The organism is Pseudomonas sp. No.21 (genome assembly GCF_054558415.1).
In genome coordinates, this window is record NZ_BAAJNO010000019.1 from 24,328 (window position 1) to 43,997 (window position 19,670).

Sequence of the window (19,670 nt, forward strand, 5' to 3'; positions counted from 1 at the left end):
AAGAAGCAAGGAGCAAGATCATGACCCTCCCCCTCCCCGGCAAGCCCGTCCGTGGCTCCGCCACCGGCCGGCCCATCATGGCCCTGCTGGACCTGCTCGGCCGCCGCTGGAGCCTGCGTATCCTCTGGGAACTGCGCCAGGGCCCGGCTACTTTCCGCGAACTCCAGGCGCGCTGCGAAGGCCTCTCGCCCTCGGTGCTCAATACCCGCATGGGCGAACTGCGCCAGGCGCTGCTGATCGACACGGGGGATGCCGGCTATCGGCTCAGCGAGGACGGCGAGGAACTGGTCCGCCGCTGCCTGCCCCTTGCCGAGTGGGCTGAAACCTGGGCCGAACGCCTGCCACCGCCCTCGGACGCGTGAGCTGCCGGCGGCCCGGCGACGGGCGGCGATGGCGCGTGGCGGGAGCCTCACTATCCTCTGGAAGCCCTGCTGAGGGCTGCAGTAGGGCCGCCATCGGTCCCCCCATATTCAGCTGATGGCGGCCTTTTCTTCCCTACCGGACGCCCCTGACGGCGCACCGACAAAAATAAACCTGGGTTATTCCCACATTAGGAGTATGGTGTGCGCACTGGATGCAACGTGTCATTGCGATTTCTGACCTGATGTAACGATTCCCATCTTTTCATCTCCTCGGCTTCCTTCGCTTTCGCCCTCAGTCTCGACCCGGATGTCCCGGCGTCGATGCCATTACATTTCCCTGGAGATACATCATGTCCAATCGTCAATCCGGCACCGTCAAATGGTTCAACGATGAAAAAGGCTTCGGCTTCATCACCCCCCAGGAAGGCCCGGACCTCTTCGTTCACTACCGCTCCATCGAAAGCGCCGGCTTCAAGTCGCTCGCCGAAGGCCAGCAGGTGAGCTACCTGGTCGCCAAAGGCCCGAAAGGCCTGCAGGCCGAGCAAGTCCAGGTGGTCTGACCCCCGCCTCCAAAGAAGCCCCGGGTTTCCGGGGCTTTTTTTTGCCTTCTCTTTTTCCAGCGCTGAGGAGCGACATGCCAGGCTATCTGATCAAGACCAGCACCTTCCGCGTGGGCGGCCGGGACTTCCACATGCAGTCGCTGCTGGACGCCGAGCAATTCCATGACCCATTGGGCGAGGCTGCCGGCCTGGGCATCACCGCAGACACCTGGGCCCTGTTCGGCCAGGTCTGGCCGGCAGGCGAAGCGCTGGCCCAGACGATGGCGACCCGCGACCTCACCGGCCTGCGCGTGCTGGAAGTCGGCGCCGGGCTCTGCCTGGCCAGCCTGGTGGGCCACCAGCGCGGCGGCGACATGACCGCCAGCGACATCCACCCGCTGATCCCCACCTTCCTCGCCGAGAACGCCCGCCTCAACGGCCTGCCGCCGATGCGCTACGAGACCTGCGACTGGAGCGGCACCGAGGCGTTCGGCGAGTTCGACCTGATCATCGGCAGCGACCTGCTCTATGACCATGACAACCAGGCCGACCTGGCCGACTTCATCGACCGCCACTCCGCGAGCTCCGTGGAAGTGCTGCTGGTCGATCCGGATCGCCAGGGCCAGCAGACCTTCCACGACGAGATGGCCGAGCTCGGCTACGGCATGAACGTCAGCCACGCCGACTGCATGCTGGCCAACGGCGAGCGCTTCAAGGGCTCCTACCTGCACTTCAGCCGGGGCGCCGTCGCCGCCTGAGCCCCCGCATGGCGCATACGGATACCCGGGCGCAACGGCGCGCGCAGTACAATGGCCGCTTCACCGACGCGACCCGAAGCGTCATGGCGGGTATGATGCCCACCTCTATCGCCAGCAACCCGGCCATAGCGTGCAGAAGCTGTCCCGAGCCCACCGAGATGGGCACGCGGTGCGGCCCCCGGGCACCGGGAGGCCCACGACGGGCACGCTGATATTTCACTAGCCCCTGGAAGCCCCATGGAATCTAGCAATCAGAAACTCGAGCAACACTACACCGCGATCCTCGGCCAGCTCGGCGAGGACGTCTCCCGCGAAGGCCTGCTGGATACCCCCAAGCGCGCCGCCAAGGCCATGCAGTACCTCTGCCGTGGCTATGAGCAGACCCTGGAGGAAGTCACCAACGGTGCGCTGTTCAGCTCCGACAACAGCGAAATGGTGCTGGTGAAGGACATCGAGCTGTACTCCCTGTGCGAGCACCACCTGCTGCCCTTCATCGGCAAGGCCCACGTCGCCTACCTGCCGAGCGGCAAGGTGCTGGGCCTGTCCAAGGTCGCGCGCATCGTCGACATGTTCGCCCGCCGCCTGCAGATCCAGGAGAACCTCAGCCGCCAGATCGCCGAGGCCGTGCAGCAGGTCACCGGCGCCGCCGGCGTCGCCGTGGTCATCGAGGCCCAGCACATGTGCATGATGATGCGCGGCGTGGAGAAGCAGAACTCCTCCATGGTCACCTCGGTGATGCTCGGCGAATTCCGCCAGAACGCCGCGACCCGCAGCGAGTTTCTCAGCCTGATCCGCTGATTCGCGCGCCCATGAAAAAACCGGCCTCGGCCGGTTTTTTCGTTTATCGGGTTTCAGGATTCGAGGTGGGCTCTTCTCGCGAATGAACTGGCTCTGTCTGCGTTAAGGGTTGCTAGCAGATTTGGAGCCCGGTTGATTGCCGAGTCTTGCTGATGGTTTCTGTTTCGCCTTGCCGGGCGAGTTCTTTCTTCAGTCGTCGGAATGCCGCCCACAAGAAAGAAACCAAAGAGGCTTGCCCCTGCATACGGGTCTGGCTCCGCCAGACTCCCCTCGCTCCAACATCGATGCCCAATGCTCCGCTGATGTGCGCATCACCACTGGGGGCGCGCCGCGGCTGGCGGCTTTCGTAGGAGGGTGTAGAGCGAAGCGAAACCCATGCGGCGGGTGCTCCAGGAATCCAGAATCGTCCTGAAAGCGCCGCTCTTGAGGCTTTTCATTGAATCCACAAAGCTAACGCAGACAGAGCCAGTGAACTCCCCCCACAAGACCGGCGGCGAGGCACCGCCGGGCGACTGGAGTCGCCCCTGCAGGTGCATCCCGCATGACCGCTGCGTAGGGTGGAGGTCGCTCTTCATCTCCGTCGGGCGGAGTCGAATGCAGCACATCGTTTTGCCTGACCAAGCGAGCTAGAAGCTCCGTCCATCCACCTTCACCACCTTCAGGGTGTCGGGATCGACCCCTTCCAGGCAGCGCACGTTCACCGCCGCCATGGCATTGCCCTTGGGATCGGCCGCCTCGCCAAAGGGCGCACAGCCGCAGTGGGCGCAGAAGTGATGGGCGATGTGCATGCGATTGAAGCGGTAGGTGGACAGGTCCGCATCCGGTGTCGACAGCGTCAGTTGCGCCCGTGGCACGAACCACAGCAAGTAGCCGCGCTTGCTGCACAACGAGCAATTGCACTCCATCACCTCGGCCAGCGGACTGCCGTCCACCTCGAACGCAATCCGGCCGCAGTGGCAGCCACCCTTGTATTTCATGGACGTCTCCCTGCCTGGCCCGTCGCGAGCCGATGTCGCCACGTTAGACCAGCGAAAGCAGGCGCGCCACGTGACGCGGCAGGGCCCTGCATGCCCTGCCGGCCGGGTTCAGCCCAGCATGCCCACGTGCCTGGGATGGCTGGCCACGCGCTCCATCCAGGCCAGCACGGCCGGGAAGCGCGAGAGGTCGAAACCGCCGTCTTCCGCCACATGGGTGTAGGCGTAGAGAGCGATGTCGGCGATGGAGTACTGCTCGCCCACCAGGTACGGCGTGCGCGACAGCTGCTGCTCCATCACCTTGAGCGCCTTGTAGCCACGCACCAGGCAGGTGCGGTACTCCTCCTCGCGCTCGGCGGGCATGCTCTGGTACAGCTTGATGAAGCGCGCCACCGCCACATAGGGCTCGTGGCTGTACTGCTCGAAGAACTGCCACTGCAGCACCTGGGTGCGCAGGCGCGGCTCGCTGGGCAGCAGGTCGCTACCCTCGGCGAGGAAGTTGAGGATGGCGTTGGACTCCCACAGCGTGGTGCCGTCTTCCAGTTCCAGCACCGGGATCTTGCCGTTGGGGTTCAGCGCCAGGAAGGCTTCGCTCTGGGTCTCGCCCTTGAGGATGTCGACCGGCACCCACTGGTAGGGCTTGCCGAGCAGGGTGAGTATCAGCTTGACCTTGTAGCAGTTGCCGGAGATGTAATCGCCGTGGACCTTGTACATGTCGTGCTCCTGGATCAGGCGGCCTCGGCGGCCAGTGCGTGACGGATGACCCCGGCGAGGCGCTGCAGGCCTTCGCCCAGGCGCTCGGGCGCCACATGGCTGAAGTTGAGGCGCAGGTAGCCGGGGTGCTGGTCCGGGTCGATGAAGAAGGGCTCGCCCGGCATGAAGGCGACATTCTGCTCCAGCGCCGGCTTCAGCAGGGTACGGGTGTCCAGCGGCTGCTTCAGCGCCAGCCAGAAGAACAGCCCGCCCTGGGGCACCTGCCAGGTGGCGAGGTCGGCGAAGTGCTCCTCCAGCGCCGCCTGCATGGCGTCGCGGCGCTGGCGGTAGAAGCCGCGCAGCTCGGCCAGGTGCTCGCGGTACTGCTCGGTGCCCAGCCACTGCAGGGCCTGCCACTGGCCGATGCGGTTGGTGTGCAGGTCGGCCGACTGCTTCAGGCGCAGCAGGTAGGGGAACAGGTCCGGGCTGGCGATCAAAAAGCCCACGCGCAGGCCCGGCAGCAGGGTCTTGGAAACCGTGCCGGTGTAGATCCAGCTGGCCTTCTTCAGGCGGCTGACGATGGGGGTGGCGGTGCCTTCGTCGAACACCAGCTCACGATAGGGCTCGTCTTCGATCAGGGTCACGCCGAACTCGTCCAGCAGCGCTGCCACGGCGTCGCGCTTGGCTTCGCTGTAACGCACGGCCGAGGGGTTCTGGAAGGTCGGGATCAGGTAGGCGAAGGCCGGCTTGTGCTGCTCCAGGCGCTGGCGCAGGGAGGCCAGCTCGGGGCCGTCGGCCTCCTGGGCGACGGCGATGCAGTCGGCGCCGAACAGCTGGAAGGCCTGCAGGGCGGCCAGGTAGGTCGGCGCCTCCAGCAGCACCTCGGTGCCCGGGTCGATGAACAGCTTGGAGGCCAGGTCCAGCGTCTGCTGGGAGCCGCTGACGATCAGCACCTGGCTGGCGTCGCACTGCACGCCCAGCTTCTGCGCCTCGGCGGCGATGGCCTCGCGCAGCGCCGGTTCACCCTCGCTCATGCCGTACTGGCCCATGCTCACCGGCATCTGTGCCCACTCCACCTTCGGCAGCATCGGCTCGGCCGGCAGGCCCCCGGCGAAGGACATGACTTCCGGGCGCTGCGCCGCGGCGAGGATTTCACGGATCAAGGAGCTTTTCAGGCGGGCGATGCGTTCGGAGAAGGCCATGGGTTGTCACCGGGTGCGAAGGCGGGAAAATTAAGTCAAACTGCTTGACCGAAATTACGATGCCCGGGATGGATACGTCAATATGCTTGACCTTAAAAACCCAGCCGTCCAGCACGCCGCCATGGAAGCCTTCTTCTTCGGCTACCAGGCCTTCACCAGCAAGCCCGACGAAATGCTCGCCCGTCGCGGCCTGTCGCGGGTGCACCACCGCATCCTGTTCTTCATCGCCAAGTACCCGGGCCTGAGCGTGAAGGAGATGCTCGGCTACCTGGGCGTCAGCAAGCAGGCGCTGAACACGCCGCTGCGCCAGTTGATGGAGATGGACCTGGTGCAGAGCAGCACCGCCGACGACGACAAGCGCAAGCGCCAGCTGGGCCTGACCGCCGACGGTTCGAAACTGGAGAAGAGCCTGCGCCGCGAACAGGCGCGCCTGCTGGAGCGCGCCTTCAGCGAGGCCGGGGCGGACGCCGTGGACGGCTGGCTGAAGGTCAACCAGGCATTGTCCAGCGCCCGTCCGGGCGAGAGCGAGGAAGCGGCCTGATCAGGCGCGCCCGGTCATGTCCCGCGCGCCCTGGAAGAACACCAGGGCCATGGCGACGGAAGAGGCCAGCAGCGGCAGCAGTGCGACCATCACCAGCAGCACGGTCGCCATCATCACCCCGCCCACCAGCAGCAGCCAGGCCATCACCCGGAACACCGGGTAGACGTTCTGCACCTTGAGCAGGCGCACCGCCAGCCAGACGGTGACCGCGCCGTAACCGACCATCAGCGCCAGGTACGAGCCCAGCTCCCAGCCCAGCTTCGCCAGGGCCTGGTCGTCCACCAGCATCAGCATCGCCTGGGTCACCACCCCCGCCAGGATCACCAGCCAGGTCGGCCAGGCCAGGCCGCCGGCGGCGAAACGCGCCTCGGCGAAGCCCTTCAGGCGCAGGCTCAGGTAGCTGCCCAACAGCATCACTGCGAGCCCCAGCCAGTCGGCGACCCGCGACGCACTTTCCAGCCCGACGAAATCCCCCAGGAAAATGAACGCCAGCAACACCACCGAGCCCAGCGCCGAGATCAGGCACAGCCAACCCAGCAGGTTGAGCAGCCCCGGGCTCCAGTCCGGCAGTTCACGGGGCGCCTGGGCGTCGACCAGGTCGGTCTGCGGGGCGGCGTAGGGATTCTCGTCCATGGCGTGGGGCTCCTCGGAAAACTGAAAACCGGAACAGTAGTGGCTCTTCCCGCACTCGTCACGCGACTGTATCGCTTTTTGCGCGCTTCGCTGTACGGGGCGCGGCAACGCGCCACGCCGTAGGCTTCCAGCATTCCAAAAAGAGTGCCCTGCCATGAGCCTGGAACTGCTGCTCGCCTTCGCCCTGTTCGCCTTCGTCACCTCGGTCACGCCCGGCCCCAACAACATGATGCTGCTCGCCTCCGGGGTGAACTTCGGCGTGCGCCGCAGCGTGCCGCACATGCTCGGCATCAGCCTGGGCTTCATGGTCCTGGTGATGGCGGTCGGCCTCGGCCTGCACCAGGTCTTCGAGCAGGTGCCGGTGCTCTACACCGCCCTGCGCTACCTGGGCGCGGCCTACCTGCTCTACCTGGCGTGGAAGATCGCCGGCTCCGGCGCCCCGGACAGCCGTGACAGCGGCGCGCGCCCCTTCACCTTCCTCCAGGCGGCCGCCTTCCAGTGGGTCAACCCGAAGGCCTGGGTCATGGCGATCGGCGCCATCACCACCTATACCCCCCAGGAGAACTTCGTCACCAACGCGCTGTTGATCGCCGCGCTGTTCGCCCTGATCAACTGCCCCAGCGTCGGCCTCTGGACCGTCGCCGGCAGCCTGCTGCGCCGCTGGCTGTCCTCGCCACGGGTGCTGCGCGCCTTCAATATCGGCATGGCCCTGCTACTGGTGGCCTCGCTCTATCCGATCCTCGTCGACATCAAGGGAACCGTCTGATGACCCAGGCCTCCGACTCCAGCGCCCCCCTGCCCCGCCTGCGCCCGCTGGCCGACTCGTCATTGTCGGCGGTGGTGGCGGGCTTCATCGCCATGCTCACCGGCTACACCAGCTCACTGGTGCTGATGTTCCAGGCGGGCCAGGCCGCCGGCCTCAGCGCCGGGCAGATCTCCTCGTGGATCTGGGCCATCTCCATCGGCATGGCGGTCTGCAGCATCGGCCTGTCGCTGCGCTTTCGCACCCCCATCACCGTGGCCTGGTCGACCCCCGGCGCCGCACTGCTGATCACCAGCCTGCCGGGCGTGCCCTACGCCGAGGCCATCGGTGCCTTCGTCGTCTGCGCCGTGCTGCTCACCCTGGTCGGCCTCACCGGTGGTTTCGAGCGCCTGATGCGCCGCCTGCCCGGCTCCCTGGCCGCCGCGTTGCTGGCCGGCATCCTGTTCAAGATCGGCAGCGAGATCTTCGTCGCCGCGCAGCACCGCACCGCCCTGGTGCTGGCGATGTTCTTCAGCTACCTGCTGTTCAAGCGCCTGCAACCCCGCTACGCGGTGCTGGTGGCGCTGCTGGTGGGTTGCGGCATGTCGGCGGCGCTGGGGCTGCTCGACTTCAGCGGCTTCAGCTTCGCCCTGGCGCGCCCGGTGTGGACCACGCCGAGCTTCTCCCTCACCGCCATCATCAGCATCGGCATCCCGCTGTTCATCGTCGCCATGGCCTCGCAGAACATCCCCGGCATCGCCGTGCTGCGTGCCGACGGCTACCAGGTGCCGGCCTCGCCGCTGATCTCGGCCACCGGCTTCGCCTCGCTGCTGCTGGCGCCCTTCGGCTCCCACGGCATCAACCTGGCCGCCATCAGCGCCGCCATCTGCACCGGCCCGCACGCCCACGAGGACCGCAACAAGCGCTACACCGCCGCCGTCTGGTGCGGGGTCTTCTATGGCATCGCCGGCATCTTCGCCGCCACCCTCGCCGCGCTGTTCGCCGCCTTCCCCAAGGAACTGGTGCTGTCGGTGGCCGCCCTGGCGCTGTTCGGCTCCATCAGCAACGGCCTGACCGTGGCGATGAACGAACCCAAGGAGCGCGAAGCCGCGCTGATCACCTTCATGGTCACCGCCTCGGGCATGAGCCTGCTGTCCATCGGCTCGGCCTTCTGGGGCCTGATCGCCGGGGTGCTGACGCTGGTGATCCTCAACTGGAATACCGGCAAGAACTGACGTGCGTGCGGCTTGATATCGGTGCGATGACCGGCACCGCTGGTGGATGAAAAGAGCGTCATCCACCCTACACATCGATCAGCTTCGTAGGTTGGCGTCGAGCGCAGCGAGGCCCAACCTACGGTGTCTGCTGTGCCCCGGCCGGCACCGCCTGGGAATGCAGGGTGAACCACGCTTCACCGGTGCACCGCAACGGAGCCCGGAACAGCACCGTAGCCGGGCCACTGGCACACGCCCTCAGGCCTCCGACGCCAGCTCGCGCCCGTGCACGCGGTTGACCCACCAGCCGAAGGCGGCGGCAGTGAAGAACATGATGATGCTGTAGATGGCCGCCGGGATCGCCATGGTCGGGTTGTTCAGCAGCATCGGGCTCAGCGCCAGGGCGATGGCCAGGGTGCCGTTGTGGATGCCGATCTCCATGCCGATGGCCACCGCCTGGCGCTGGCTGAGGCGGCACAGGCGCGGCACGAAATAGCCCACCGCCAGGCTGATGAGGTTGAACGCCAGCGCGGCCAGGCCCACCACCGGGGCGTAGTCGACGAAGGTGCGCCAGTCCTTGGCCACCGCCAGCACGATGATCAGCAGCAGGAACAGCGCCGAGATGATCTTCACCGGGTTTTCCATGCGCGCGGCGAACCCGGGGAAGCGGCTGCGCAGGAACATGCCGATGGCCACCGGGCCCAGGACGATGACGAACACCTGCAGCACCTTGGAAAATTGCAGCGGAATGGCCTGGTCACCGCTCATGAAGTGAGCCAGGGACAGGTTGACGATCAACGGCATGGTGAGGATGGCGATCACCGAGTTCACCGCCGTCAGGGTGATGTTCAGCGCCACATCGCCATGGGCCAGGTGGCTGTAGAGGTTGGCCGAGGTGCCGCCGGGCGACGCCGCCAGCAGCATCATGCCCACCGCCAGCGCCGCCTCCAGTTGGAAGCCCTTGGCGAGCAGGAAGCACGCCAGCGGCAGCAGGAGGATCTGGCAGCCGAGGCCGATCAGCACCGGCTTGGGGAATTTCACCACCCGGGCGAAGTCCGCCAGGGTCAGGGACAGCCCGAGGCCGAGCATGATGATGCCCAGCGCCAGGGGCAGGAATATCGTTACCAGGGGGCTTGCGGTCATGTTGTTCTCCTTGTCGGACCTCGGCGGATTCTGCGCACGCCGCACGTGGCTGGATAGTGGCCTCGCGAGCCAGCCCAGGTCCGACCTGTAACAGAATGCAAAAAGGCGCCCGAAGGCGCCCCTGCATGACCGCGAAGCCGGTCAGATGGCGGTGGCGCCACCGTCCACGGCCAGCGAATGGCCGGTGGTGAAGCCCGCGGCGTCGCTGCACAGGTAGAGCACCGCACCGGCGATTTCCTCGACCTTGCCGATGCGCCCCACCGGGTGCATGGCGGCGGCGAACTCGCCCTTCTTCGGGTCGGCCTCGTAGGCGCGGCGGAACATGTCGGTGTCGATCACCGCCGGGCACACCGCGTTGACGCGGATCTTCTTCTTCGCGTACTCGACGGCAGCGGACTTGGTCAGGCCGATCACCGCGTGCTTGGAGGCGGCATAGATGCTCATCTTCGGCGCCGCGCCGAGGCCGGCGACGGAGGCGGTGTTGACGATGGCGCCGGCGCTGCCCTGGGCCAGCATCTGCGGGATCTGGTACTTCATGCACAGCCAGACGCCCTTGACGTTGACGCCCATGATGGCGTCGAACTCGGCCTCGGAGCCCTCGGCCAGCTTGCCCTTCTCGATCTCGATGCCGGCGTTGTTGAAGGCGTAGTCGAGGCGGCCATAGGCGGCGACGGTGCCTTCCACCAGGGCCTTCACCTCGGCATCGACGGTGACGTTGCAGCGGATGAAGGTGGCATCGCCCCCAGCATCGCGGATCAGTTGCACAGTGGCCTCGCCGCCGGCGGCGTCGACGTCGGACACCACCACCTTCAGCCCCTCGGCGGCGAAGGCCTGCGCGGTCGCGCGGCCGATACCGTTGGCGGCGCCAGTCACCAGGGCGACCTGGCCGGAGAAAGTCATGCTCATCTGTGAAACCTCGGAAGGAAGGATGGGAACCGGCACGGAGTCTAGCCACTGGCGGGTGGCCAGCGTCAGCATCATCAGGTCCGTGGTGGGTGCTGCATCCAGTTGACTGATGAAACCCGCCCGCGATGATCATTGCCATTCATGGCCGCACATTCCCTGGCGCGACTAAGCTTGCCCTCCACCGCCGCGCGGACTAAACCGGTGTTTTCCCTATTCGGAGTGCCCTGCCATGCCCCAGCTCAACCGCCAGTTCCTGCTCGCCAAGCGCCCGGTCGGCGCGGCCACCCGCGACACCTTCTCCTACGTCGAGAAACCGGTGGGCGAACCCGGCCCGAACCAGATCCTGGTGGAGAACCTCTACCTGTCCCTCGACCCCGCCATGCGCGGCTGGATGAACGACGCCAAGTCCTACATCCCGCCGGTGGGCCTGGGCGAGGTGATGCGCGCCCTGGGCGTGGGCAAGGTGATCGCCTCCAACCATCCCGACTACGCCGTCGGTGACCACGTCAATGGCGCGCTCGGCGTACAGGACTACTTCGTCGGCGAGCCGCGCGGCTTCTACAAGGTCGACCCGAGCCGCGCGCCGCTGCCGCTCTACCTCTCCGCCCTGGGCATGACCGGCATGACCGCCTACTTCGCCCTGCTCGACGTCGGCGCGCCCAAGGCCGGCGACACCGTGGTGCTCTCCGGCGCCGCCGGCGCCGTCGGCAGCATCGCCGGGCAGATCGCCAAGATCAAAGGCTGCCGCGTGGTCGGCATCGCCGGTGGCGCCGACAAGTGCCGCTTCCTGATCGACGAGCTCGGCTTCGACGCCGCCATCGACTACAAGAACGAAGACGTCGCCGCCGGCCTCAAGCGCGAGTGCCCGAAAGGCGTGGACGTGTACTTCGACAACGTCGGCGGCGACATCCTCGACGCGGTGCTCACCCGCCTGGCCCCCCGCGCACGCATCGTCATCTGCGGCGCCATCAGCCAGTACAACAACAAGGAAGCGGTTAAGGGCCCGGCCAACTACCTGTCGCTGCTGGTCAACCGCGCACGCATGGAAGGCTTCGTGGTCATGGACCACGCCGCCAACTTCGCCAGCGCCGCCCAGGAAATGGGCGGCTGGATGGCCGCCGGCAAGCTCAAGAGCAAGGAAGACATCGTCGAAGGCCTGGAAACCTTCCCCGAGACCCTCGGCAAGCTGTTCAGCGGCGAGAACTTCGGCAAGCTGGTGCTGAAGGTCAGGTAACCCTTCCGCGCCAATAAAAATGGCCCGGGCTGCAGTGCAGTCCGGGCCATTTTATTTGGGAGCCCCAAACACACGGGGCGCGCCGATCGAGCCTCAGGCGAGTTCGGCAACCACGGCGGCCAGGGCCTGGGCCGGGTCGGCGGCCTGGCTGATGGGGCGGCCGATCACCAGGTAGTCGGAGCCGGCGTCCAGCGCCTGGCGCGGGGTGAGGATGCGGCGCTGGTCGTCCTGGGCGCTGCCCGCCGGGCGGATGCCGGGGGTGACCAGCTGCAGGGCCGGGTGCGCCGCCTTCAAGGCAGGCGCTTCCTGGGCCGAGCACACCAGGCCGTCCATCCCGGCCTTCTGCGCCAGGGCGGCCAGGCGCAGCACCTGCTCCTGGGGTTCGATGTCCAGGCCGATGCCGGCCAGGTCCTCGCGCTCCATGCTGGTCAGCACGGTGACGCCGATCAGCAACGGCTTGGGCCCGTTGAACCGCTCCAGAGTCTCGCGGCAGGCCGCCATCATGCGCAGGCCGCCGGAGCAGTGCACGTTGACCATCCACACGCCCATCTCCGCCGCCGCCTTCACCGCCATCGCGGTGGTGTTGGGGATGTCGTGGAATTTCAGGTCGAGGAACACTTCGAAGCCGCGCTCGCGCAGGGTGGCGACGATGTCCGATGCGCAGCTGGTGAACAGCTCCTTGCCCACCTTGACCCGGCACAGCCTGGGGTCGAGCTGGTCGGCCAGCTCCAGCGCGGCTTCGCGGGTGGGGAAATCGAGGGCGACGATGATGGGCGTCTGGCAGGCGGACATGGGCGGGCTCTCTGGCAAGTCGAAAACGGCGCGCATTGTAGCGGAAGCCCGCGCCCGCCGCTGCTCCGGTGATCGCCGCCGACTAGAGGTGGTCGAGGGCGAAGGCGGTCATGAAGCCGGCCAGGGTGATCAGCCCGGTCCAGGCATGGGTGCTCTCGAAGGCCTCGGGGATCAGCGTGTCCACCAGCATGCACAGCACCGCACCGGCGGAGAACGCCAGGGCGAAGCCCAGCCAGGCCGGCGGCAGGTCGCTCATCAGCCCCGGGCCGGCCATGGCCGCCAGGCCCGACAGCAGGACGATGCTGCCCCACAGGCAGAACACGAACAGGCCGCTGCGCTTCTCCTCGCGCAGCCCGGCGGCGCTGGCCAGCCCCTCCGGCAGGTTGGAGAGGAAGATCGCCACCAGCATCAGCAGGCTCACCTCGCCGCCGTCCAGCAGGCCCAGGCCGAGCCCCAGGGATTCGGGAATGCCGTCGAGGAAGGCGCCCACCGCGATCAGCAGCGCCACCATGGAGCCGGCGCCGCCGCTGCGCTGGCGGTGATGCGCCTCCCAGCGGTCCAGCAACTGGCTGGCGAGGACGAACAGCGCGCCGCCGGCGAGCATGCCCGCCAGGGTCGGCCCCAGCCCGCCGAGGCGCTCGGCCTCGGGGATCTGCCCGAAGCACAGCGCCGCGATCAGCACACCGCTGCCATAGGCCATCACCGAGGCGGTGACCGCCCTGGGCAGCGTCACCCAGAAGCCGATGGCGGCGCCAAGCAGCAGGCTGCTGGCGGCCAGCCAGCCCCAGAAACCGGCGAGCAGGGTGGTGGAAATCTGCATGACAACTCCTTTATCGACGACAGGTCCGGATGCGGCGCGACATAAGTACCCCATCCGCCCGCAGAAAGCAGCCGCGCGCATCCCCTACACCCTGCCGGCACCTTCCGAATGCAACGCCGCCGCTTTGTATCGGCCCCGGTACAAAGCCGACACGCTGGCGACACCGTCATCGGCGAGCCTCTCGCCGCGATGGCCGGTGGCAGAACGGCGGAGTAGGATGCGCCCGATGCAAGCCCAAGGCCCGCCGCTCGACGCTCGCCGCCAGACGCGAAGAACAGTGGTCCACCGGCCCGGTCGACCCGCCAGATGGCAACACACCCATGCACAACCAAGCCCCCGCCCCCCTCGACAACCGCCGCTGGAACATCCGCGCCCTGCTGGTGGACGACGACGTGCCGATCCGCGACCTGCTCTGCGACTACCTCGCCCGCTTCAACATCGAGGCGGTGGGTGTGGACGACGGCGAGGCAATGCGCGAAGCGCTGGCCGACGCCCCCTTCGACGTGGTGGTCCTGGACCTGATGCTGCCCGGTGAAGACGGCCTCTCCCTGTGCCGCTGGCTGCGCAGCGAGTCCGATATCCCGATCCTCATGCTCACCGCCCGCTGCGAACCCACCGACCGCATCATCGGCCTGGAACTGGGGGCCGACGACTACATGGCCAAGCCCTTCGAGCCACGCGAGCTGGTGGCGCGCATCCAGACCATCCTGCGCCGCGTGCGCGACGACCGCGAAGGCCTGCGTGCCGACCAGCGCGCCAGCATCCGCTTCGATGCCTGGCGCCTGAACGGCGTGCTGCGCCAGCTGCAATCCCCCGAGGGCATGGTGGTGCCGTTGTCCAACGCCGAGTTCCGCCTGCTCTGGGTGTTTCTCGAACGCCCGCGCCGGGTGCTCAGCCGCGAACAGCTGCTGGACGCCGCCCGTGGCCGCTCCATCGAAGCCTTCGACCGCAGCATCGACCTGCTCGTCTCGCGCCTGCGGCAGAAGCTTGGCGACGACCCCCGGTCACCGCGCCTGATCAAGACCGTGCGCGGCGAGGGCTACCTGTTCGACGCGCGGGAGATCGGCTGATGCGCCAGGCCGACACGCTGTTCGCACGCCTGTTCGGCATCTTCCTGGCCGCCATCGTCCTCGCCCACCTGCTGGCCTTCCTCTGGTTCCAGCAGTACGGCTACCCACCGCCCCAGCCGCCACCGCAGAACGCCGCCGGGGGCCCGCCACCCCGGCAGCCCCCGCCTCCACGCCCGCTGTTCGGCGGGCCGCTGGTGCCGCTGACCTTCCAGTTGCTGACCCTTATCGTCGCCGCCTGGTACGGCGCCCGGGTCCTGTCGCGGCCCATCCAGCGCCTGGCCAGCGCCGCCGACCGCCTCAGCGAGAACCTCCAGGCACCGCCCCTGGAGGAGCGCGGCCCGCGCGAGGTGCGCCAGGCCGCCCACGCCTTCAACCTGATGCAGCAGCGCATCCGCGAGCAGGTGGCCCAGCGCAGCCGCATGCTCGCCGCCGTCTCCCACGACCTGCGCACGCCCATCGCCCGGGTCAAGCTGCGCGCGGAGCAGGTGCCGGACACCCAGTTGCGCCAGCGCATGGACCAGGACCTCGGCGAGATGGTCGCCATGCTCGACGCCACCCTCAGCTACCTGCACCAGCAACGCGCCGACGAAGCGCTGCAGATGTTCGACCTCCAGGCCCTGGTGGAATCCATGGCCGAAGACGCCCAGGACCGTGGCGCCGACGTGCGCGCGCAAGGCCAGTGCGCCCCCCTGCGGGCCCAGCCCATGGCGTTGCGCTCCTGCGTCAGCAACCTGGTGGAGAACGCCCTGCGCTACGCCGGGCATGCCTTGATCCGCCTGGAAGACGGCCCCGCCGAGGTGCGCATCAGCGTCAGCGACCACGGCCCCGGAATCGCCCCCGAGCAACGCGAAGCGGTGTTCGAACCCTTCTTCCGCCTCGAAGGCTCGCGCAACCGCAGCTCCGGTGGCGTCGGCCTGGGCCTGACCATCGCCCGCGAGGCCGCCCGGCGCCAGGGCGGCGACCTGGTCCTGGGCGAGAACCCCGGCGGCGGCCTGCTGGCCATCCTCACCATCCCCCGCGCCTGACCCTGTCTCCGTGCCGATACAAAGCGCATAAACCCCCGACACGCTTGCGCCTGAACCTGCGAGCACCGGAGAACCCACTCCGGCCTTGCCATCACGCACAGGAGTGACTCCCATGATCAGTGGCGTCAGTGGTTACTCGGGCTATAGCAGCTACGGCAGCTATGGCTCGGCGCTCTCCTCGAAAAGCACCGCCAGCGGCACCAGCAGCAGTGGCGGCTGCGCCTCGGGACAAGCGAAATTGCAGGAGAAGCTGTTCAGCCTGCTGGACAGCAATGGCGACGGCAGCGTCGCCAAGGACGAACTCGGCACCGCGCTGGCCAACGCCAAGGAAAGCGACAGCGGCATCACCCTCGACATCGACGAGCTGTTCGCCCAGTTGGATGCCAACAGCGACGGCTCCATCGACCTCGACGAAACCGCCGCCCTCACCCCGCCACTTCCCCCGCCGCCGGCCGGTGGCTTCGGCGGCGACAGCGAGGAGCTGTTCAGCGCCCTGGACGCCGATGGCGACGGCAGCATCAGCCAGGACGAACTGGGCAGCCTGTTCAGCCAGGCCGGCAGCGGCGAACAGGGCGATTCCGGCAGCACCACCGCCAGCGGCGACGACGTCTATGCCCGCCTCGCCGCCGCCCTGCTCAAGCAGTACGAGAGCAGCGCCGGCACCTACGAGGCCCGCGTCGGCAGCCAGCTCAGCACCGCCGCCTGAGCCTGCGCCGCGAAAGGAAAACCGGCCGCTGCGTTCACGCGCAGCGGCCGGTTTTTGGTTCGGCGATCAGCCCGATGGTGGGTTCGAATCGATGGGTTTCGCTGCGCTCTACGCCATCCTACGAAGCCGTGCCATGCAATTCGTCGGATGGGTAGAACCATGCGAAACCCATGCTGTGCAGGCCGACGCTCGCGGTGTGGCTGGAGCCTTCCAATCGATGGGTTTCGCTGCGCTCTACACCATCCTACGGAAGTGGTTCCACGGAGTTCGTAGGATGGGTAGAGCCGTGCGAAACCCATGCTGTGCAGGCCGACGCTCGCGGTGTGGCCGGAGCATCCCAATCGATGGGTTTCGCTGCGCTCTACGCCATCCTACGAAGCGGTGCCATGCAATTCGTAGGATGGGTAGAGCCGTGCGAAACCCATGCTGTGCAGGCCGACGCTCGCGGTGTGGCTGGAGCCTTCCAATCGATGGGTTTCGCTGCGCTCTACACCATCCTACGAAGCGGTGCCATGCAATTCGTAGGATGGGTAGAGCCGTGCGAAACCCATGCTGTGTCAGCCGGCGTACACGATGGGACTGGAGGCTTCGAATCCATGGCTTTCGCTGCGCTCTACGCCATCCTACGGGGCGGTATTGCGCCCATGAAAAAGGGCCGGCGCCTGGTGGCGGCCGGCCCTTTGTCGTGCCTGGGAGGATTATTCCTCGATCGGCATCTCTTCGTCCGGGAAGGCCGGCTGCTCGCCGCCCATGGCGCCGCCCAGGCCACCGGCACTGGCCATGACCAGGCCGGCGAACTCCTCGACCGTCATCTTCTTGCCGTTGAACTCCACCTGGCCGTCGGCGTAGTGCAGGCGGGCGCGGATGTCGTTGCCCTCCAGGGCCACGAGCTGGGTGGAAAGCAGCATGCCGCTGGCCATCTCGGTGGTCATGGAGGCCTGCTGGGCGATGGCTTCCTGGTCGTCCTGGCCCTGGAGCACGGCCTGCACGCTGACCAGGTCGCTGATCATCGGCTTGGACAGGCTCAGGTCCAGGTCGAGGCTAGTGATGGCTTCGCGAGCGATCTGGTCCGGCGGCAGGTCGAAGGACGCCGGCTTGGCCAGTTGCATGGCCAGGCTGAAGCGGCTCTCGCCATTGGCGGTCTTCAGGCTCAGGCGCTCCAGGGCGAACTGCGGCTTGCCTTCCAGCAGCTTGACGAGGTCGGCCTTGGCCTGCTCCTGCTGCGCCTCGGTCAGCTCACCGAGGCCCGGCTCGCCAGCCTGGCCGACCTGCTGGTACAGCGCGCCGTAGAAGTCGGCCAGGGATTTCAGCGCGACCGAGTCGAGGTTCTTCATGGTCCAGACCATCTGCGCGCTGCCGATGGGCTTGTCGGCGTAGCTGATGCTGCCGGCGTCGAGCGTCAGGCTGCCTTCGATGTTGCTGCCGTTCTCGCGGGTGTCCTGGCGCTGGGCCAGGTCGGCGAGCACCACGGCCGGGTTTTCGCCGATGGCGACGTTGGCGGTCTTCAGGCTGAAGTCGCTCTTGCCCACGTACAGGCCACTGGCGGCGCGGCTCTGGTCGCTGGCCAGGGACAGGCCCTGGAACAGCACGTGCACCGGCTCGCCCTGTTCGGAAACGGCGTCGACCTTGAGGCTGTCCATGGTGCCGATGGCGGCGACGCGGTTGCCGCCGGCATCGCTGCGCACTTCCAGGTTCAGGCCGGAGAAGCTCAGGTGGGACTCGTCGTCCATCTGCATGTCCAGGGGCAGCAGGGCCAGGCTGCCGCTCATGGAGCGGTCGTAACCGATGCTGACGTCACCGACCAGGGGCGCGGCGCCCTTGCTGGCGGCGAACCACTTCTCGACGCTGGGGCTGGATTCCAGGGCGTAGTTGCTGGCAGCCATCACCGGCGCCAGCTTGAAGGCCTTCAGGCGCGACACCGGGAAGGGGCCGTGCTCGATGTTGTCGACGAACAACAGCTCCAGGCCCTGGCCTTCCTCGCCGACGCGCACGCGGTAATGGGCGGTGCTGCTGAACAGGCCCTGTTCGAGGGAGACCAGCTCCATCGAGGCGGAGGTACCGAAGGCCGGCGCGGACAGCTTCAGCTGCGCATTGGCCTCCTTGATGGAGGTGTCCAGCACGGCGGGCAGCTGGGTGCCGGTGTACCAGGCCCCCGCGGCGGAGACAGCGGCGATGGCGACGACTGCGCCCAGGGCGATCTTTACGGTTTTGCTCATTGTTCGACTCGCGGAGTATCCATGTGAATGTTGCTTCCCTGCATCCGCAAGCGGGGCCGATGCAAAGCGGCGCGGAAAAATGCGGCGCAAAGGCTATCACTGCGCCATTGCGCCTCCAAGCGGCGGCCTGCGGTTCTGCTGGCCAGTCGACGTTCAGTGCGGGCCGGGCCCGTCAGGCTTGTCGATCACCAGCGGCTGGGGCCGGCCGATCCAGTCGGAGATCAGGCTGTAGGCCACCGCCAGCAGCGTCGGCCCGAGGAACAGGCCCATGAAGCCGAAGGCGAGGATGCCGCCGAACACACCGAGCAGCACCACCACCAGCGGCAGGTTGCCGCCACGGCTGATGAGGTAGGGTTTGAGCACGTTGTCCACGCCGCTGATGATGAAGAAGCCCCAGATCGCCAGGAACACCCCATAGCCGTAGTCGCCGTGCCAGAACAGCCAGGCGGTGGCGGGCACCCACACCAGCGGCGGCCCCATCGGAATCAGGCTCAGGGCGAAGGTGGCCAGGCCCAGCACCAGCGCACCCGGCACCCCGGCGATCCAGTAGCCGATCAGCCCCAGCAGGCCCTGTGCGGCGGCGGTGCCGATCACGCCGTTGACCACCCGTTGCACGGTGCCGGCCACCAGCTCCAGGTAGTGCGGTGCGCGGTCGCCGATCAGGCGCTCCAGGGCACGCTCGGCGAACAGTGCCATGCGCGGGCCGTCGCGGTAGAAGAAGAACACCAGCACCAGGCTCAGGGCCAGTTCCAGCATGCCGCCGCCGATCTGTGCGCTGCGTGCCAGGATCCAGTTGCCGGCCTGGCCCATGTAGGGCTTGAGGCTGGTGAAGAAGGCCGCGCCCTGGGCGTCGACCCGTTGCCACAGCGCCACCAGGCGCTCACCCACCAGGGGCAGCTCGCCCAACCACTCCGGTGGCTGCGGCAGGCCTTCCACCTGGACGTTCTTGACCAGCTCGGTGGCATCGCGGATGTGGTCGGCGAGGTTGAAGCCCATCCACACCAGCGGCACCGCCACCAGCAACATCCAGCCAGCGGTGAGCAGCCCCGCAGCCAGGGACACGCGTCCGTCCAGCAGCCGCGTGAGCAGGCGCATCAGCGGCCAGCTGGCGAAGGCCAGCACGGCCGCCCAGAACAGCGCCGACCAGAAAGGGGCCAGCACCCAGATGCAGGCGCCCAGCAACGCGAGCAGCAGTATCTGCACCAGCAGGCGATCGTTATTCAGCATGAACGGGGCACTCCGTGGCAAAACGCGACCGTGGCGCCGAAGGGCGCCACGGGTGACAAGCATGGACGCTGCGCT

At 67.4% G+C, this 19,670-nt stretch carries 21 protein-coding genes; 11 read left to right on the plus strand and 10 right to left on the minus strand.

The window, feature by feature from the left end; genetic code table 11:
- The first annotated feature begins 20 nt into the window (after nt 1-20).
- From ACYJSS_RS28090 to folE, 4 genes are all read left to right on the plus strand, one after another.
- Nucleotides 21-362 carry a winged helix-turn-helix transcriptional regulator gene (locus tag ACYJSS_RS28090; protein ID WP_111264091.1) on the plus strand — a complete coding sequence of 114 codons (342 nt, stop codon included), beginning with the start codon at nt 21-23 and terminating at the stop codon, nt 360-362.
- 350 nt (nt 363-712) lie between these two features.
- A complete protein-coding gene (locus ACYJSS_RS28095) occupies nt 713-922 on the plus strand; it encodes a cold-shock protein (protein WP_111264092.1) in 210 nt (69 codons plus the stop codon).
- 74 nt (nt 923-996) lie between these two features.
- The gene (locus ACYJSS_RS28100) at nt 997-1,659 is read left to right on the plus strand and encodes a class I SAM-dependent methyltransferase (protein WP_111264093.1); all 663 of its coding nucleotides are present in this window, start codon (nt 997-999) and stop codon (nt 1,657-1,659) included.
- A gap of 237 nt (nt 1,660-1,896) precedes the next feature.
- On the plus strand, nt 1,897-2,457 hold the full coding sequence (gene folE / locus ACYJSS_RS28105) for a GTP cyclohydrolase I FolE (RefSeq protein ID WP_021222675.1): 561 nt from the start codon (nt 1,897-1,899) through the stop codon (nt 2,455-2,457).
- 626 nt (nt 2,458-3,083) lie between these two features.
- Here the strand turns inward: folE and ACYJSS_RS28110 are convergent.
- From ACYJSS_RS28110 to ACYJSS_RS28120, 3 genes are all read right to left on the minus strand, one after another.
- Nucleotides 3,084-3,434: a GFA family protein gene (locus ACYJSS_RS28110; RefSeq protein ID WP_111264095.1), complete on the minus strand. Its 351-nt coding sequence runs from the start codon at nt 3,432-3,434 to the stop codon at nt 3,084-3,086.
- Between the two features lie 108 nt (nt 3,435-3,542).
- Nucleotides 3,543-4,145, minus strand: a complete 603-nt coding sequence (locus tag ACYJSS_RS28115; RefSeq protein ID WP_111264096.1) for a glutathione S-transferase family protein — start codon at nt 4,143-4,145, stop codon at nt 3,543-3,545.
- A 14-nt stretch (nt 4,146-4,159) separates the two neighbouring features.
- On the minus strand, nt 4,160-5,326 hold the full coding sequence (locus ACYJSS_RS28120) for an aminotransferase-like domain-containing protein (RefSeq protein ID WP_111264097.1): 1,167 nt from the start codon (nt 5,324-5,326) through the stop codon (nt 4,160-4,162).
- 82 nt (nt 5,327-5,408) lie between these two features.
- Between ACYJSS_RS28120 and ACYJSS_RS28125 the strand changes: the two genes are divergently transcribed.
- On the plus strand, nt 5,409-5,867 hold the full coding sequence (locus ACYJSS_RS28125) for a MarR family winged helix-turn-helix transcriptional regulator (protein ID WP_111264098.1): 459 nt from the start codon (nt 5,409-5,411) through the stop codon (nt 5,865-5,867).
- On the opposite strand, the gene ACYJSS_RS28130 is transcribed toward ACYJSS_RS28125, so the two are convergent.
- Nucleotides 5,868-6,500 (minus strand): hypothetical protein, encoded by a 633-nt coding sequence (locus ACYJSS_RS28130; RefSeq protein ID WP_111264099.1) that lies wholly within the window; start codon nt 6,498-6,500, stop codon nt 5,868-5,870.
- A gap of 154 nt (nt 6,501-6,654) precedes the next feature.
- Here ACYJSS_RS28130 and ACYJSS_RS28135 point away from each other — a divergent pair, with 154 nt between their 5' ends.
- A complete protein-coding gene (locus ACYJSS_RS28135; protein ID WP_111264100.1) occupies nt 6,655-7,266 on the plus strand; it encodes a LysE family translocator in 612 nt (203 codons plus the stop codon).
- On the plus strand, nt 7,266-8,477 hold the full coding sequence (locus ACYJSS_RS28140; RefSeq protein ID WP_111264101.1) for a benzoate/H(+) symporter BenE family transporter: 1,212 nt from the start codon (nt 7,266-7,268) through the stop codon (nt 8,475-8,477). Before ACYJSS_RS28135 ends, ACYJSS_RS28140 begins: the two co-directional genes overlap by 1 nt.
- Nucleotides 8,478-8,714: 237 nt before the next feature.
- Here the strand turns inward: ACYJSS_RS28140 and ACYJSS_RS28145 are convergent, their stop codons facing one another.
- Together ACYJSS_RS28145 and ACYJSS_RS28150 are read right to left on the minus strand one after the other, a co-directional pair.
- A complete protein-coding gene (locus ACYJSS_RS28145) occupies nt 8,715-9,599 on the minus strand; it encodes a bile acid:sodium symporter family protein (RefSeq protein WP_111264102.1) in 885 nt (294 codons plus the stop codon).
- A gap of 141 nt (nt 9,600-9,740) precedes the next feature.
- On the minus strand, nt 9,741-10,505 hold the full coding sequence (locus ACYJSS_RS28150) for an SDR family oxidoreductase (RefSeq protein ID WP_111264108.1): 765 nt from the start codon (nt 10,503-10,505) through the stop codon (nt 9,741-9,743).
- 229 nt (nt 10,506-10,734) lie between these two features.
- Here ACYJSS_RS28150 and ACYJSS_RS28155 point away from each other — a divergent pair, with 229 nt between their 5' ends.
- Nucleotides 10,735-11,739 (plus strand): NADP-dependent oxidoreductase, encoded by a 1,005-nt coding sequence (locus tag ACYJSS_RS28155; RefSeq protein WP_111264103.1) that lies wholly within the window; start codon nt 10,735-10,737, stop codon nt 11,737-11,739.
- A gap of 93 nt (nt 11,740-11,832) precedes the next feature.
- Here the strand turns inward: ACYJSS_RS28155 and pyrF are convergent, their stop codons facing one another.
- A complete protein-coding gene (gene pyrF, locus ACYJSS_RS28160) occupies nt 11,833-12,531 on the minus strand; it encodes an orotidine-5'-phosphate decarboxylase (protein WP_236206210.1) in 699 nt (232 codons plus the stop codon).
- Nucleotides 12,532-12,613: 82 nt separating this feature from the next.
- Nucleotides 12,614-13,351 (minus strand): ZIP family metal transporter, encoded by a 738-nt coding sequence (locus ACYJSS_RS28165; RefSeq protein WP_236206209.1) that lies wholly within the window; start codon nt 13,349-13,351, stop codon nt 12,614-12,616.
- Between the two features lie 320 nt (nt 13,352-13,671).
- On the opposite strand from ACYJSS_RS28165, the gene ACYJSS_RS28170 reads away from it, so the two are divergent.
- The 3 genes from ACYJSS_RS28170 (at nt 13,672) to xopAW (ending at nt 16,152) form a co-directional block, all read left to right on the plus strand.
- Entirely contained in the window at nt 13,672-14,421 is a 750-nt protein-coding gene (locus ACYJSS_RS28170) for a response regulator (protein ID WP_236206208.1), read from the plus strand.
- Entirely contained in the window at nt 14,418-15,446 is a 1,029-nt protein-coding gene (locus tag ACYJSS_RS28175) for an ATP-binding protein (RefSeq protein ID WP_236206222.1), read from the plus strand. Before ACYJSS_RS28170 ends, ACYJSS_RS28175 begins: the two co-directional genes overlap by 4 nt.
- 112 nt (nt 15,447-15,558) lie before the next feature.
- Nucleotides 15,559-16,152 (plus strand): EF-hand domain-containing protein, encoded by a 594-nt coding sequence (gene xopAW / locus ACYJSS_RS28180; protein ID WP_236206207.1) that lies wholly within the window; start codon nt 15,559-15,561, stop codon nt 16,150-16,152.
- 698 nt (nt 16,153-16,850) lie between these two features.
- Here xopAW and ACYJSS_RS28185 read toward each other — a convergent pair.
- Nucleotides 16,851-18,368: a YdgA family protein gene (locus ACYJSS_RS28185; RefSeq protein ID WP_111263475.1), complete on the minus strand. Its 1,518-nt coding sequence runs from the start codon at nt 18,366-18,368 to the stop codon at nt 16,851-16,853.
- A 153-nt stretch (nt 18,369-18,521) separates the two neighbouring features.
- Nucleotides 18,522-19,595 carry an AI-2E family transporter gene (locus ACYJSS_RS28190; protein ID WP_236206206.1) on the minus strand — a complete coding sequence of 358 codons (1,074 nt, stop codon included), beginning with the start codon at nt 19,593-19,595 and terminating at the stop codon, nt 18,522-18,524.
- Nucleotides 19,596-19,670: the final 75 nt, after the last annotated feature.